Source organism: Micromonospora sp. NPDC049529 (assembly GCF_055586685.1).
Window position 1 is genome coordinate 94,761 of the sequence record NZ_JBVJHT010000003.1, and the last position, 15,026, is coordinate 109,786.

17 protein-coding genes are annotated in these 15,026 nt (G+C 72.4%); 12 read left to right on the plus strand and 5 right to left on the minus strand.

Annotation, left to right across the window (positions count from 1 at the left end):
* The 11 genes from ACZ6QQ_RS05635 (at position 1) to ACZ6QQ_RS05685 (ending at position 8,494) form a co-directional block, all read left to right on the plus strand.
* Positions 1–2,229, plus strand: coding sequence for a geranylgeranyl reductase family protein (locus tag ACZ6QQ_RS05635; protein ID WP_465874658.1), 2,229 nt, complete (start codon positions 1–3; stop codon positions 2,227–2,229).
* Positions 2,230–2,498: 269 nt separating this feature from the next.
* Positions 2,499–2,954, plus strand: coding sequence for a 30S ribosomal protein S16 (rpsP, locus tag ACZ6QQ_RS05640; protein WP_465874659.1), 456 nt, complete (start codon positions 2,499–2,501; stop codon positions 2,952–2,954).
* Positions 2,929–3,189, plus strand: a complete 261-nt coding sequence (locus ACZ6QQ_RS05645) for an RNA-binding protein (RefSeq protein WP_326560423.1) — start codon at positions 2,929–2,931, stop codon at positions 3,187–3,189. The genes rpsP and ACZ6QQ_RS05645 overlap by 26 nt, the downstream gene beginning before the upstream one ends.
* Entirely contained in the window at positions 3,189–3,758 is a 570-nt protein-coding gene (rimM, locus tag ACZ6QQ_RS05650) for a ribosome maturation factor RimM (RefSeq protein WP_465874660.1), read from the plus strand. Before ACZ6QQ_RS05645 ends, rimM begins: the two co-directional genes overlap by 1 nt.
* Before the next feature lie 59 nt (positions 3,759–3,817).
* A complete protein-coding gene (gene trmD, locus ACZ6QQ_RS05655) occupies positions 3,818–4,594 on the plus strand; it encodes a tRNA (guanosine(37)-N1)-methyltransferase TrmD (RefSeq protein ID WP_465874661.1) in 777 nt (258 codons plus the stop codon).
* 123 nt (positions 4,595–4,717) lie between these two features.
* Positions 4,718–5,074: a 50S ribosomal protein L19 gene (rplS, locus tag ACZ6QQ_RS05660; protein WP_465874662.1), complete on the plus strand. Its 357-nt coding sequence runs from the start codon at positions 4,718–4,720 to the stop codon at positions 5,072–5,074.
* Between the two features lie 192 nt (positions 5,075–5,266).
* Entirely contained in the window at positions 5,267–6,151 is an 885-nt protein-coding gene (gene lepB, locus ACZ6QQ_RS05665) for a signal peptidase I (protein ID WP_465874663.1), read from the plus strand.
* A complete protein-coding gene (gene lepB, locus ACZ6QQ_RS05670; protein WP_465874664.1) occupies positions 6,148–6,804 on the plus strand; it encodes a signal peptidase I in 657 nt (218 codons plus the stop codon). Before lepB (ACZ6QQ_RS05665) ends, lepB (ACZ6QQ_RS05670) begins: the two co-directional genes overlap by 4 nt.
* An 84-nt stretch (positions 6,805–6,888) precedes the next feature.
* Entirely contained in the window at positions 6,889–7,362 is a 474-nt protein-coding gene (locus ACZ6QQ_RS05675) for an NUDIX hydrolase (RefSeq protein ID WP_465874665.1), read from the plus strand.
* On the plus strand, positions 7,362–8,174 hold the full coding sequence (locus tag ACZ6QQ_RS05680) for a ribonuclease HII (RefSeq protein ID WP_465874666.1): 813 nt from the start codon (positions 7,362–7,364) through the stop codon (positions 8,172–8,174). The genes ACZ6QQ_RS05675 and ACZ6QQ_RS05680 overlap by 1 nt, the downstream gene beginning before the upstream one ends.
* Positions 8,171–8,494, plus strand: a complete 324-nt coding sequence (locus ACZ6QQ_RS05685; RefSeq protein ID WP_121158970.1) for a DUF2469 domain-containing protein — start codon at positions 8,171–8,173, stop codon at positions 8,492–8,494. The genes ACZ6QQ_RS05680 and ACZ6QQ_RS05685 overlap by 4 nt, the downstream gene beginning before the upstream one ends.
* Positions 8,495–8,588: 94 nt before the next feature.
* On the opposite strand, the gene ACZ6QQ_RS05690 is transcribed toward ACZ6QQ_RS05685, so the two are convergent.
* Entirely contained in the window at positions 8,589–9,719 is a 1,131-nt protein-coding gene (locus ACZ6QQ_RS05690) for a sulfite oxidase (RefSeq protein WP_465874667.1), read from the minus strand.
* A gap of 302 nt (positions 9,720–10,021) precedes the next feature.
* Between ACZ6QQ_RS05690 and ACZ6QQ_RS05695 the strand changes: the two genes are divergently transcribed.
* Complete coding sequence (locus ACZ6QQ_RS05695; protein ID WP_465874668.1) at positions 10,022–10,687, plus strand: murein hydrolase activator EnvC family protein; 666 nt, start codon at positions 10,022–10,024, stop codon at positions 10,685–10,687.
* On the opposite strand, the gene ACZ6QQ_RS05700 is transcribed toward ACZ6QQ_RS05695, so the two are convergent.
* From ACZ6QQ_RS05700 to ACZ6QQ_RS05715, 4 genes are all read right to left on the minus strand, one after another.
* On the minus strand, positions 10,605–11,747 hold the full coding sequence (locus ACZ6QQ_RS05700; protein ID WP_465874669.1) for an aminotransferase class V-fold PLP-dependent enzyme: 1,143 nt from the start codon (positions 11,745–11,747) through the stop codon (positions 10,605–10,607). The two genes, ACZ6QQ_RS05695 and ACZ6QQ_RS05700, sit on opposite strands and share 83 nt — an antisense overlap.
* Positions 11,748–11,940: 193 nt before the next feature.
* Complete coding sequence (locus ACZ6QQ_RS05705; RefSeq protein WP_465874670.1) at positions 11,941–12,882, minus strand: tyrosine recombinase XerC; 942 nt, start codon at positions 12,880–12,882, stop codon at positions 11,941–11,943.
* A gap of 262 nt (positions 12,883–13,144) precedes the next feature.
* Entirely contained in the window at positions 13,145–13,903 is a 759-nt protein-coding gene (locus tag ACZ6QQ_RS05710; protein WP_465874671.1) for a hypothetical protein, read from the minus strand.
* 137 nt (positions 13,904–14,040) lie between these two features.
* Positions 14,041–14,994, minus strand: coding sequence for a helix-turn-helix transcriptional regulator (locus tag ACZ6QQ_RS05715; protein ID WP_465874672.1), 954 nt, complete (start codon positions 14,992–14,994; stop codon positions 14,041–14,043).
* Positions 14,995–15,026 lie beyond the last annotated feature (32 nt).

The following is a 15,026-nucleotide window of genomic DNA, read 5'->3' on the forward strand; positions in this document are numbered from 1 at the left end:
GTGGCCGGGGCGACCGGCCCGGACGGGCTCGACGCGGTGGTGGTGGGTGCCGGGCCGGCCGGTTCGGCGGCCGCGTACCACCTGGCCCGGCGGGGGCGGCGGGTGCTGCTGGTGGACCGGCGGGACTTCCCCCGGGGGAAGAGCTGCGGGGACGGGCTGACCCGGGCGGCGGTGCGGCTGCTGGCCGAGATGGGGGTGCTGGAGGAGCTGACCGGGGCGGCGCGGGTCGCCGGGGTCCGGGTCCGGATGCGCGGCCGGGGCACCCGGGACTTCCGGTACGACCGGGACGGGCCGCTGTCGTACGGGATGGTGGTGCCCCGGCTGGAACTCGACGCGAAGCTCTGCCACCGGGCGGTCCGGGCCGGTGCGACCCTCTGGGCCGACGCCCGCGCGACCTACCTGCTCGGCGAGCCCGGCGCGGTACGCGGGGTGGAGATCGAGCGGGAGGGGCGGCGGATGGCGGTCCGTGCCCCGGTGGTGGTCGCCGCCGACGGGGCGGCCTCCGGGCTGGGCCGGCAGGCGGGGCTGCGGTCCGGTGCCCGAGAGCAGACGGGTTTCGCCGCCCGTGGCTATTTCGCCGGCGTGGTGGGACTCGACCCGCTGCTGGAGATCCACCTGCCGCTGTTCGACGTGACCGAACGGCACCTGCTGCCCTCGTACGGCTGGGTCTTCCCGGTCGGCGGCGGGGTGGTGAACGTCGGGGTCGGCCTCTTCGACCCGGCCCACCGGGACAGTGTCCGCAGCCTGTACGACCGCTTCGTGACCGAGCTGACCGCGACCGACCCGAGGTTCCGCCGGGCCCGCCCGGTGGGCCGGATGAGCGGGGCACCGCTGCGGCTCGACTTCGACCCGGCCCGGTGCGGGGTGCCGGGGCTGCTGCTGGTCGGTGACGCCGCCGGGCTGGCCAGCCCGTTCACCGGTGAGGGGATCAGTTTCGCGCTGGAGTCCGGCACCCTGGCCGCCGCCACGATCGACATGGCGTTGCGGGAGTCGGCCGACGATCCGATCGACCCGGCCCCGTACGCCCGCGAACTCGGCGCCCGGCACGCCGGCTACTTCGAGACCGGCCGGCACGCGGCCCGCCGTTACCTGCTCGCCTGGCGGGTGCTGGAGTCGACCTTCGACGACGACCGCCCGATCTTCGAGCTGTGCCGGCGGCTGGCGCTGCACCCCGACGGGCCCGGTGCGGAACGGATCCTCGAATCGTTGCCGCCGCTGGACCCCGGTCTGGGCCGGACGCTGCGCCGGGACCTGGCCGCCGTGGCCGAGCTGCTCGCCGGCTGCGTACGCGACGACTGGCCGATGTTCGTCCGGCTGCTCACCGTGGACCGGGACCCGGAAACGATCTCCCTGCGTCCGGCGGTGCTCCTGCTCGCCGCCGGGTACGTCGGCGGCCGCCGGAATCCGGTCAGCCACGCGCTGGCGGCGGCGGTGGATCTCGGCCTGCTCGCCGGCCTGGCGATGGACGGTGCCGGACCCTCACCGCCCCACCCGCCCAGCGCCGGTCGCACACCGCCCGGCGGGCCGGCCTCCGGCGCCGGTCGCACACCGCCCGGCGATGCGGGGGCGTGGGTGCCGTCGCCGAGGGCGGCGCCGACCGGGGACGGGCCGGCCGCCCGCCAGGGCGGTGCCGCCGGTGCGGTGCCCTGGGGGAGCCGGTTCGCCGTACTGCTCGCCGACTACCTGCTCGCCCGCGCCTACGAGCTGGCCGCGCAGGGTGGGGCGGCGGTGGTGACGGAGTTCGCCGACGCGTTGACCGCCAGCTGCGAGGGCCGGGCCCGGGAACTGCGCGCCGAGCACGGCAATGGGGCGGGTCTGCGGGATGTGACGGCGGTGGCCGGGACCGATCGGGCGGTATCCGTGGACCTGCTCACCGCCCGGATGGCCACCATCTTCGAGTTGCCCTGCCGGCTCGGTGGGCGGCTCGGCGGGGCGAGCCCGGCGGTGGTCAACGCGCTGGCCGAGTACGGGCGGCACCTCGGGGTGAGCCACGCCCTGGCCGACGAGCTGCGGACGGCGAGGGGCGAGCGCACCGGGGCGGCGCTCGATCCGCTGACCGTGCACCGGCATCTTCCGGACGCCGCACCGGCGGAACTGGCGCGGCTGGTCGACGAGCACGCCCGGGGGGCCCGCGCGGCGCTCGGCCGGGTGCCCGACGGCCCGGCCCGGGACCTGCTGCGCCGACTCGCCCAGGGGCCGGATCCGGGCACGGGCGGCTCGCCCGGATGATCGGGGAGGGCGTCGTGGGCCGGGCGTACGAGGTGGGACGAATCAGACAATCAGGGTGGATGGCCAGGTTGGCCGGGTCCGAGGTGAGATATCCGTACCGGATCTGGCACAATGGGTCGCTGGTATCCGGCACGCGTTCGGCGCCCTCTAACCCGGCCGCGTTGCCAGTCCACCGAGTTGTCTCCGGCCCAAACCCCACTGTGCCGTTGGCGCTCACCCGCCCACCGCCCTTCCGGGCTGGTGAGAATCGCAACAGGAGCGAACAGACTGTGGCCGTAAAGATCCGGCTCCTGCGGATGGGTAAGATCCGCAACCCGCAATACCGCATCGTCGTCGCCGACTCGCGTACCAAGCGGGACGGTCGTGCGATCGAGTTCGTCGGCATCTACCAGCCGAAGGAACACCCCTCGATCATCCAGGTCAAGTCGGAACGGGTCCAGTACTGGCTGTCCGTCGGCGCGCAGCCGAGCGAGGCGGTCCAGCGTCTGCTGGAGAAGACCGGCGACTGGCAGCAGTTCAAGGGCCTGCCGGCCCCGCCGCCGCTGCTGGTGAAGGACGCGCCGGCCGACCGGCTCGCCGCCTACGAGGCCGAGGCCAAGGCCGCGGCCGGGGTTGCCGACGCGCCGGCCAAGACGGCCAAGAAGGCCGCCAAGGCGGCCGCGCCGGCCGAGGAGCCGGCGAAGACCGAGGAGCAGACTGGTGCCGCCTCCGGCGAGCAGGCCTGACGTGGCTATCCGGCCGGCACTGGAGCACCTGGTCAAGGGCATCGTCGACCACCCGGACGACGTACGCGTCCGGCTGGTCGACTCGCGCCGGGGTAAGCGCCTTGAGGTGCGGGTGCACCCCGAGGACCTCGGCACGGTGATCGGCCGCTCCGGGCGTACCGCGAAGGCGCTGCGCCAGGTGATCGGCTCGATCGGTGGTCGTGGGGTCCGGGTCGACATCGTCGACTCGTACTGATGCTCCTTATCGTCGGCCGGATCGGCCGGCCGCACGGTGTCCACGGTGAGGTCACCGTGGAGGTGCGGACCGACGAACCTGAGGCACGGTTCGCCGTCGGGTCGGTGTTTCGCGCCGACCCGGCGGCGTCCGCCCGGACGCCCGTCGCTCCCGCCCCGGTCACCGACGGGGGCGAACCGGTACGGGTGCCCGAGACGCTCACCATCGAGACGGTCCGCTGGCACCAGGGCCATCCGCTGGTGCTCTTCGAGGGCTTCTACGACCGCGACCTCGCCGAGGTGCTGCGCGGCACCCTGCTCTGGGTGGACAGCGCGGACGTCCCGCCGCCGACCGACCCGGACGAGTTCAACGACCACCAGTTGGTCGGCCTCGCCGCGGTCAGCCCGACCGGTGAGCCGCTCGGTGAGGTGACCCGGATCGACCACGCGCCCGCCTCCGACCTGCTGGTGCTGCGCCGACCCGAGGGCGGGGTCGCGCTGGTGCCGTTCGTCAAGGCGATCGTGCCCGAGGTGGACCTGGCCGCCGGCCGGGTCGTGGTCGACGCCCCCGCTGGCCTCTTCGACCTCTGACCGGCCGGTCCCGCGAGTCTTCCGACCGGCCGGTCCCCGCTAGCTGAGGTGTGAGTGGTTTGCGCGTTGACGTGGTCTCCATCTTCCCCGAGTACTTCTCGCCGCTCGATCTCTCCCTGATCGGCAAGGCGCGGACCAGCGGCGTACTCGACCTGGCCGTGCACGACCTGCGGACCTGGACGCACGACGTGCACCGCACCGTCGACGACACCCCGTACGGCGGTGGTCCGGGCATGGTGATGCGGCCGGAGCCGTGGGGTGAGGCGCTCGACGCGCTGGTTCCGGTCGGTGGCACACCACCGCCCCGGCTGCTGGTGCCGAGCCCGGCCGGGGTGCCCTTCACCCAGGCGTACGCCCACGAGCTGGCCGCCGAACCGCACCTGATCTTCGCCTGCGGCCGGTACGAGGGCATCGACCAGCGCGTGCTGGCGTACGCCGAGACCCGGATGCCGGTGACCGAGGTCTCGCTCGGCGACTACGTGCTCTTCGGCGGCGAGGTGGCGGTGATCGTGATGCTGGAGGCGATCACCCGGTTGCTGCCCGGCGTGCTCGGCAACGCGAACTCCCTGGACGAGGAGTCGCACGCGCACGGGCTGCTGGAGGCACCGGTGTACACCAAGCCGCCGAGCTGGCGGGAGCAGGACGTGCCGGAGATCCTGCGCTCCGGTGACCACGGTCGGATCGCCCGCTGGCGGCGCGACGAGGCCCTGTTGCGTACGGCCCGGCGCCGGCCGGACCTGCTGGCTGCGCTGCCCGCCGAGCACCTGGACAAACGTGACGTCGCCACCCTGCGCGGAGCCGGATTTCAGGTGCCGCCCGCCGATATGGCAAAGTAGGGAGGTTGCCGTGGTTGTCCACGCCGTGGGCGGCCACGAGGATCCCCGGTTCCTGCGGGGATCAGTATCACCCAGTCCGCGCGCCGACGCCCGGTGCGCCGTGAGCATTACGAGGATGCAGCGATGAACACCCTGGACGCGCTTGACGCCCAGTCGCAGCGGACCGACACCCCGGCCTTCCGGGCCGGTGACACCGTCAAGGTGCACGCCCGAGTCATCGAGGGTAACCGTTCCCGGGTCCAGATCTTCCAGGGCGTGGTCATCCGCCGTCAGGGCGGTGGCCTGCAGGAGACCTTCTCCGTCCGCAAGGTCAGCTTCGGTGTCGGTGTGGAGCGGACCTACCCGGTCAACAGCCCCGCGCTCGACCGGATCGAGGTCGTGACCCGCGGTGACGTCCGTCGGGCCAAGCTCTACTACCTCCGTGAGCTTCGCGGCAAGAAGGCGAAGATCAAGGAGAAGCGCGAGAAGCAGGCAAGCTGACCCGGTCCGGCATCGCCCCCGGTCGTGGGGGCGTGCCGTCCTGGCCGGCGGAGGCTACGCTGGCCGCACGGGCAGAAGCGGAACGTCTCACCGTGACGGTGTCGCGGGTGGCGGGACGCGTCCGCGCTACCGCCCGGAGCCGACGTCGGCTCGACCGGGCGGTAGTGCTGTATCTCGGGACCGGGGAGATGCGTGGTACGTAGCGTGGAAGAACAGGACGACGTCGAGCCCTGGCGCCGACGGGTCCGACGTGCCCGCAAGCAGATGCCGCTCTGGCAGGAGCTGCCACTGCTCCTCGTGGTCGCGTTCTGCCTCGCCGTACTGATCCGCAGTTTCCTGCTCCAGGCGTTCTTCATCCCCTCGGGGTCCATGGAGGACACCCTGCTGGTCGGCGACCGGGTGCTGGTCAACAAGGTCGTGTACGACATGCGGGACCCGGTTCGCGGCGAGGTCGTCGTGTTCCGGGGCACCGACCGCTGGGCGCCGCAGCAGAGCGACGAGCCCGAGCCGGGCTTCGTCGGCAAGCTCGGCCGGACCGTGGGCGACCTGGTCGGGGTCAGCCGCCCCGGCGAGAAGGACTTCATCAAGCGCGTCGTCGGGGTCCCCGGCGACCGGGTCAAGTGCTGCGACGAGCAGGGTCGGGTGACCGTCAACGACGTCCCGCTCGACGAGACGTACGTGTTGCAGGACTCGCCGCTGGACATCCCGCCGGACCCCAAGGAGTGCCGCTCCCGACGGTTCGACGAGGTGGTGGTCCCGGCGGGGCAGCTCTTCGTGATGGGCGACCATCGACTCGTCTCGCAGGACGCCCGGTGCCAGGGCCCGGTGCCGATCGAGAACGTGATCGGCCGGGCCTTTGTCGTCGTCTGGCCGTACAGCCGGTGGGACTCGCTGTCGGTGCCGGAGACCTTCGAGAAGTTGCCCGAGGTGGTCGCCGCACCGGCCGGGGCGCACCCGCCGGTCACATCGGACGGCGGCGTCGGACTCGCGGTCGTAGTGCCGATCCTGGGGCCGTTGTTGATTTCCGCGAGTTCCCGGCGCTGGCTCCCAGCTCGGCATCGTAGGCTCCACCCGTGATTGACGAGCAGACCGACAAGCCGAAGCCGCGTAACTCCTTCTGGCGGGAACTTCCGATCCTGCTGGGCGTGGCCGTGCTGGTCGCGGTCCTGGTCCGGGCATTCGTGCTGCAGACCTTCTACATCCCGTCCCCGTCGATGCAGCACACCCTGGACATCAACGACCGGGTGCTCGTCAACAAGCTGGTCTACGACTTCCGCACCCCCGACCGGGGTGAGGTCGTGGTCTTCAAGGCGCCGTTCGAGTGGAGCAACAACCCCGACGGCGAGGACTTCATCAAGCGGGTGATCGGCGTCGGCGGCGACCACATCGTCTGCTGCGACCCGCAGGACCGACTGATGATCAACGGGCACTCGCTGGACGAGCCGTACATCTTCAGCGAGAACGGGGTCCGGGACCGGGCCGCCGACGAGGAGTTCGACATCACCGTGCCGAAGGGCCGGCTCTGGGTGATGGGCGACCACCGGTCGGCCTCCGGTGACTCGTTGGAGCACTGGGAGCAGTCGAAGTCCGCCAACCCCGACGGGGACATCAACCTGGCCACCATCCCGGTGGACTCGGTGGTCGGGCGGGCCTTCACCGTCTTCTGGCCGCTGGACCGGGCCAAGTGGTTGTCGGTGCCCGACTCGTACGACGGGGTCCCCAATCCGTAACACCGGTCCATGCGGGCCCCGCTGGGTCGCCTTCCGCCCCGGGCGCCCGTATTCGGGCGGACCGGGCGCGTCTAGGCTGAGCCGGTGACCGTCTTCACCCCTCGCCGGGCCGCCCGGGTGCTGCTGCTCGACACCGCCGACCGGGTGCTGCTGTTCCACGGCTGGGATCCGGCGCGGCCCGAGCACCGCTACTGGTTCACCCCCGGCGGTGGCCTGGACGACGGCGAGTCCCCGGTCGACGGCGCGGTCCGCGAGCTGGCCGAGGAGACCGGGCTGCGGCTGACCGCCGACCAGGTCGGCGAGCCGGTCTGGCAGGAGATCACCGAGTTTCCGTTCGCCGGCCGGTGGTACCGCCAGGAGCAGGACTTCTTCGTGGTCCGGGTGCCGGCCGGACCCGCCGCCTTCGAGGTCGACACGACCGGCTTCGACCAGATCGAGCGGGACAGCATCGACGAGCACCGGTGGTGGTCGGTCGCCGAACTCGACCGCACCGACGAGCGGTTCTACCCGACCGAGCTGCCGGCCCTGCTGCGCCGCCTGCTGGGCGGTGAGCGGTAGTGCTGACCCCGCCGCGCACCGTGGTCCGCCGGGAGGGCGGCCTGTACGCGCTGGAGCGCGCCCTGCAACGACGCGGCTTCCGGCACGTCGCCGGTGCGGACGAGGCCGGACGGGGAGCCTGTGCCGGTCCGCTGGTGGCCGCCGCCGCCGTACTGCCCGAGGGGCGGCGCGGCGAGATCGACGAGCTGGCCGATTCGAAGCTGCTCACCCCGGCCGCCCGCGAGCGGGTCTACCGGTCCGTGGTCGACCAGGCGCTGGCGTACGCGGTGGTGGTCATCCCGGCGGCCGAGGTGGACGCGCGCGGGCTGCACGTGTGCAACCTGGCCGCGATGCGCCGGGCGCTGGCGTCGCTGTCCACCCGACCGGAGTACGTGCTCACCGACGGCTTCGGGGTGGACGGTCTCGGTGTGCCGGGTCTCGCCGTGTGGAAAGGTGATCAGGTTGCCGCCTGCGTCGCCGCCGCCAGCGTGCTGGCCAAGGTCACCCGTGACCGGATCATGGTGGAGCTGGACGGTCGGTACCCCGGTTACGGGTTCGCCGACCACAAGGGTTACATCACGGCGGAGCACACGGCGGCGCTGGAGCGTCACGGACCGTGCGAGGAGCACCGCTTCTCGTACGTGAACGTGGCGTCGATCTCGGGTCGGGCCGGCAGCCCGCCACGGTCCCGGCGACCGGTGCGGGTCGGTGGGGATGAGTCGAGGAAGCGGACGACCCCGACAGGGGGTACCGTCGGCGTGGCGTTGGGGGAGCAGCCTCGGCCGCCAGCGTCGGTGGGGGAAGATGTGGCCATGGAAGGCGGAGTGCGATGAGCGCGGAAGATCTCGAGAAGTACGAGACCGAGATGGAACTGCAGCTCTACCGGGAGTACCGCGATATCGTCCGCCAGTTCTCCTACGTGGTCGAGACCGAGCGCCGGTTCTATCTTGCCAATCAGGTCGACCTGCACGTGCGGAACTCGGACGGCGAGGTCTACTTCGAGGTGGAGATGCACGACGCGTGGGTCTGGGATATGTACCGGCCTGCGCGCTTCGTGAAGAATGTCCGGGTCATGACGTTCAAGGACGTCAACGTGGAAGAGCTGGAAAAGCCGGAGATCTCCCTTCCGGCGGATTCCGGCTTCGGCAACTGAGTCAACCTCGGCCACCCTGCGTAACCCGAGCAACTGAGCACCGAGTTACCGGCGGGGGCCGGCGGCACGGCCGCCGACCCCCGAGCGTGGCCACTCACTCGTCGAGAACGGCGACCTCGACCCGCTGCACCAGGTTGTTGGCGAACCCGCCCCGGTTCCACGGCTGCTCCACCGGCTGAACCCGCCCCGACGCGTCGGTCGCCCGAGCGCTCAGGGTGTACCGGCCGGGCGTGGCGACCCAGTCGTACCGCCAGCGGCGCCAGGCCCACTGCGTGCCCGTCGACCCGTCGCCGGTGCCCTCGGCAGCCGGTTCGAGGGTTGCCGGGGCCCAGGTGAGGCCGCCGTCGACGGTCACCTCCACCCCGGTCACCGGGGCGTGACCGGACCAGGCGCGGCCGGTCAGCGGGACCGTACCGGGCCGCAGGGCCCGTGACCGGGACATGAAGTCGGGAAAGCCGGGCGGCTGGACCAACGCCCTCGGCTCGATCCGGGTCACCGGCACGCCCGGATCGTCGGCGTGCTGGCGTACCCGGTAGGCCTCCGCGTTCTGGTAACCGGTGAACTCCCGGTCCAGCAGCTCGATCCGGTGTAGCCACTTGACGTGCGCCATGCCGTACCAGCCGGGCACGACCAGGCGCAGCGGGGCGCCGTGCTGCGGCAACAACGGAAGACCATTCATCTCGTACGCCAGCAGCACGTCCTCGCGCAGCGCCTCCGGCACCGGCAGCGACCGCTGGTAGTCCTGCTCCACCCCGCGCTCCACGCCATGGTCGGCGCCGGTGAAGAGGACCTCGATCGCGTCCGACGCCAGCCCCGCCTCGCGCAGCAGTGGCGCCAGCGGGGTGCCGGTCCATTCCGCCGTGCCGACCGCCTCGACCAGCCACGGCTGGCTCACCGGGCGGGGCTCCAGCAGGGCCCGGCCGTTCCCGGCGCACTCCATGGTGACCCGGTGGGTGACCCGGGGGCGGCGCCTCAGCTCGGCCAGGTCGAGGACCAGCGGGGTGTCCACCCGACCGTCGACGGTGAGCGTGTGGGTCTCGGCACTGGTGTCCGGAATGTCATAGTGAGTGAGCAGGTAGTGCAGGCCGATCGGCGTCACGTCGTACCGCAGCGCCTCCAACGGCAGCCCGTGGTTGCGGGCGGCCAGTTGCAGCTCCTCCGCGCTGATCCCCTCGCCCGGCAACGCCAGCCGCGACGGGCCACTCACCTCGTCCACCGTGGTCATCAGTCGGCCTCCCCGGCTCGGGCCCGTGATCGGGCACACCGGGCCCAGCCTAGGTTCCGCCCGGCACACCCCACGGGGGTGGTCGACCGTACGTGTCGCATCACATCCGCAGGCTCCGCGCATCCTGCGACCATCCGGCACGCAGCCGCCGACCGACAGGGCGAAGGTCCCGAGCTGTCGGGCGCCCCGTCGGCCATAGCAGATCAACCGCCTCGGCGGACGTTTTCCACAGCCGGTCAGGCTGTCCACAGCCCGACCCCGACCCGGTTGTGTCGCCGGGCGCCACCGGCCACGCTCGCGCCATGAGGACGTACCGACGCCCGGCGCCACCACCGATCCCGCTCGCCGCGCTGCTGTCGGCAGCGCTGGTGGCGGGGCTGCTGACGCCCGCAGGCCGGTCGGCTGCGGTCGGGCCGTCCCGGATCGGCTCGGTCCTGTTCCGGTCGGTCGTGGTCGAGGCGGCGCCGGTCGGGTCAGGCTGGCGGTGGCCGCTCGCGGGCGTACCCCGGGTGGCCCGGCGGTTCGACCCGCCACCGGTCCCGTGGCAGTCGGGTCATCGCGGCGTCGACCTCGAAGGCCCGGCCGGCGCGCCGGTCCGCACGGCCGGCCCCGGCGTGGTGCTCTTCGCCGGTCGGGTCGCCGGCACACCGGTGGTCAGCGTCTCCCACACCGACGGGCTACGGACCACCTACCAACCCGTCGAGCCGTCGGTCCACCCAGGTGACCGGCTCACCTCCGGGGAGGCGATCGGTGCACTGCTCCCCGGCCACCCCGGCTGTCCCAGCGAGACCTGCCTGCACTGGGGGCTGCGCCGGGGCGAGCACTACCTCGACCCGCTGGCACTGCTCGGCCTGGCCAGGGTCCGGCTGCTACCGGTAACCGGCGTCAGCGGGCGGTGGCGAGCAGGTCGGGCAGGGCCTCGGCGAGCCGGTCGTACTCCTCGGCCCGGTTGTAGACCTGCGCGCTGAGCCGCAGCCAGCCCCGGCCGTTCCACGGGCCGAGGAAAACGTCGATGGCGAGGGTGTCGGCGATCCGCTGCCGCAGCGCGAGCGCGTCGGCAAAGGTGGTGCCCAGACCGTCCGGCAGCGGAACCAGGCGCATGGAGACCGTCGGTCCGCCGGGGTCCGGCAGGTCGGCCGGCCCCAGACCGAGCGCCGCACCCACCACCCGCTGCCCGTACGCGGCCAGCGCGGCGTTGTGCGCCCGAACCCGGTCGACGCCCATGCTGCGCAGGGTGAACAGACCCACCGGCGCGGCCAGCCAGCCGGAGTAGTCGAGTGTCGCCTGGTACTCGACGTTGAGCGGGAACCCGGTCTCCTGCTCCCAGGAGACGACCAGCGGTTCGATTTTCGCCCGCCACCGCGGAGCCACCACCAGTGCGGCGGTGCCACGGGGGGCGTACGCCCATTTGTGGAAGTTGCCGACCCAGAAGTCGGCGCCGATCCGGTCCACCTCGACCGGCAGCATCCCGGGGACGTGCGCCGCGTCGACGAGCACCGGCACGCCGAGTTCGCGGGCCACGGCGACGATCGCGTCGACCGGGAAGAGGCGGGCGGTGGGCGAGGTGATCTGGTCCACGATCAGCAGTTTGGTCCGCCCCGGCCGTAGACCGGACCGGATGATCTCCACGAGTTCCTCGTCCGGGGCGGCCAGCGGCACCGTCAGGATCCGCGCCACCGCGCCCGTACGCCGGCACTCCCGCTCGACGGACAGGTTGACCGCGCCGTAGCCGTGGTCGGTGCTGAGCACCTCGTCGCCCGGCTCCAGCCGCAGCGATTGCAACACCACCGCGACCCCGGTGGTGGCGTTGCCGACCAGCGCGGTCCCCTCCGGGTCGGCACCGAGGAAGGTGGCCAGGTAGCTGCGGGCGTGGGCCATCCGGTCGGTCAGCCCACGGGTGAAGAACCGCTGCGGGTTGGACTCGGTCTCGTCGCGCAGCCGCTGCTGGGCCCGCTGGACACTGATCGGCACGGTGCCGAACGAGCCGTGGTTGAGATGGGAGACCGCCGGGTCGAGCGAGAAGAACAACCGTGCCCCAGCAATCGCTTCAGGCGGCGCTGACCCTCCATCGCTCACCCAATCATCCTATCCACGCCGCCCCTTCCCCTCACCCCCAAGATCCTCACTAATACAGAGAATGAGTGGTAATTCGTGCCCCGATAGCCACTCATTCTCTGTATTAGTGCGCGCCTGGGGGTGGGGGTGGGGGTGGGGTGGGGGTTTAGGCGCGGGGGTGGGCTTGGCGGTAGGCGGCGCGGAGGCGTTCGGGGGAGACGTGGGTGTAGATCTGGGTGCTGGACAGGGAGGCGTGGCCGAGCATCTCCTGTACGGCGCGCAGGTCGGCGCCGCCTTCCAGCAGATGGGTGGCGGCGGAGTGGCGCAGCCCGTGCGGGCTCGTACGGGGCAGGCCGGCGGCCCGTGCGTAGGTGGCGACGACCCGGCGGGCGATGGTCGGCAGCAGCCGCGCCCCGCGCTGCCCGAGCAACAGCGCGTCCCCGCTGTCCGGCCCGGCCAGCGCCGGCCGCCCGAGCCGGAGCCAGTCGTCGAGCGCCTGCTGTGCCGGTGCGCCGTACGGGACCGAGCGTTCCTTGTTCCCCTTGCCGAGTACCCGAACCACCCGGCGACCGTGGTCGACGTCGCCGGTGTCGAGCCCGCACAGTTCGCTCACCCGTACCCCGGTGCCGTAGAGCAGTTCGAGCACCGCCCGGTCCCGCAGCGACAGCGGGGACGCCTCGTCGCCGGGGGCGAGTACGAGAGTGGTCGCCTGGTCGGCCCGGAGCACGCTCGGCAGTTCCCGGTGCGCCCTGGGACTGGCGAGCGGGGCGCCGACATCGGTGGCGATCCGACCGGTGCGGTGCGCCCAGCCGCTGAACGTACGGGCGGAGGCGGCTCGCCGGGCCAAACTCGTACGGGCGGCGCCGAGCGTACGAACCTTCGCCAGCCAGCTCCGTAACGCGGCGAGGTCCAGGTCGGCGGGAGTGGCGCAGCCCAGCCGGACGGCGTGGTCGAGCAGCGAGACGACGTCGGCGACGTACGCCCGGACGGTGTGCGGGGAACGGTTGTCCACCCGGGACAGGTGCCGGGCGAAGTCGTCCACCGCGTCGCGCATCGGCTGCGGCAGACGCTCGTGCATCGCCCGGGTACTGCGGGAGTCGCGGCTCATCGCCTGTGACCGTCGACCGTACGGCGACCGGAGTCAAGCCGGCTCGCCGTGCACCTTCCGCCAGCGGGGCAGGGTCAGCGGGCCGGGGCGGAGGGCGGCTTCTGCTGGCCGGTGGGCCGAGGGGAAGGGCAGCGGGCCGAGGGGAAGGGCAGCGGGCCGAGGGGAAGGGCAGCGGGCCGAGGGGAAGGGCAGCGGGCCGAGGGGAAGGGCGGCGGGCCGGGGCGGAGCGGTCTCCGGTCCGGCCCGCTGAAGGGAAGCGTTGTCAGGCGGTGGGGTTCTGGGCCTGGTCCTTGGCGCCCTGGAACCGGCTGATCAGGTCGTGCACCGGCTTGGTGCCGCTGCCGACCATCACGCCGGTGACGATCGCGTCGACCCAGACCGGCAGCCCGTCCCACTCCGGGCCGGCGATCGCGTGCAGCACGTAGAACCCGCCGGCACTGGAGGCGACCGTGGCGACCGCGGTCGCGATGCCCCAGGCCACAATGGTGCGGTTGCCGCGCGCCCGCTCGACCTGTGCCTTCGCGTGTGCCACGGCGGCAAGGTCGGCGTGGGTGGGGTTGCCGGCCCGGTTGGCCAGCGCCACGATCGTCTGTTCCAACGCGGCTTCGGTACGCCGGCCGGGGAACCAGCGGGAGAAGGGTTCCAGGACCCGCTCGACGGCGGCGGCGAAGACGAGCAACGTACCGAAAACGGCGGTGGTGTCCGGCGGCTGGATGATGGTGGCCGCCCCGCCGCTCGACCAGATCTGCCACGCACCGTAGCCGCCGGCCGCGATGGTCGCGAACGCGGCGATGACGGCACCGAAGCCGGCCTGCTGGGAGGTGGCCGAGGCGGCCTCGGCGGGCGCCTCCTCGTTGGCGCCGTCCGGCTGACCCTGGTCGGGGGTGCCGGCGGTAGCCGATGCGTCGCCGTTGACCGGTGTGGACGTGGCGGTGCCGGCCTGGGCGGCAACACGACCGACCGTCGTCACCACCAGTTGTCCGGCGTTGTCCAGAACGGACGCGCGTCGTACCAGAGCCATGGAAACCCTCCGTTTGGGCGACTTTGCGCTGAGCCGTGCGGAAGGGTACGCCCCGACGATGTCGCGGATGTCACGGGGAGAGGGGACCTGCGAGAGTCGGCCCGGTAGGGAAATTCGCGCCATCCATCGGTGTGGGGCTACTCGGCGGCGGCGGAGTAGCGGGCGGCGAGCGTACGCAGGTGGTCGCGGAGTTCGGGCGGGTCGAGCACGGTGAAGGCGACGTCGAGGTTGCCGAGGAAACCGGCGAGGTCGTGCAGCAGGTCGGAGCCGGTTTCCAGCAGGCAGTTGTGGTCGTCGATCACGGTCAGCAGGCCGGCCTCCGGGGGCATCCGTTCGGCGATGACCTCGGCGGGCACGTGCAGGCGTACCAGGGCTTTGTATTTCCAGGCCAGTGAGCGCAGGCCGCGCATGACGTGGCTGGCGGCGCCGCCCTCCGGGGGTTCGCGCGGGGTGAAGCGTGGCCCGTTCGGCAGTCGGAGGGTGATGCGGTCGGCCCGGTACGTACGCCAGTCCTCCCGGTCGGTGTCCCAGGCGACCAGGTACCAGCGGCGTCCGGTGTAGACGAGCCGGTGGGGTTCCGCCCGGCGGGTGCTGCTCCGGCCGTCCCGGTCGAGATAGTCGAAGCGGAGCAGCTCGTGGTCGCGCGCGGCGGCGGCGACGATGCTGAGCGTGTCGACGTCGACGGTTGGTCCGCCGCCCGCCGCGGATTCGGTGGCCGAGCGCAGCGCGTCGATCCGGTGGCGTAACCGGGTGGGCAACGTCTGTTCGAGTTTGGTCAGGGCCCGCAGCGACGGGTCCTCGATCCCGGCGACCGTACCCCCGGCGGCGGCCCGTAGGCCGACGGCGACGGCGACGGCCTCCTCGTCGTCGAGCAGCAGCGGGGGCAGTGCCGTGCCGGCACCGAGGCGGTAGCCGCCGGTGGTGCCGGTGGCGGAGTGCACCTGGTAGCCGAGTTGGCGCAGCCGCTCGACGTCGTTGCGGACGGTCCGGGTGGTGACGTCGAGGCGGGCGGCCAGGTCCGAGCCGGACCAGGTACGCCGGGTCTGCAACAGGGTCAGCAGGCGCAGCAGCCGGACCGAGGTTTCCAACATTCCCGAAGTCTGGCAGGCATTGAGGAACGGGA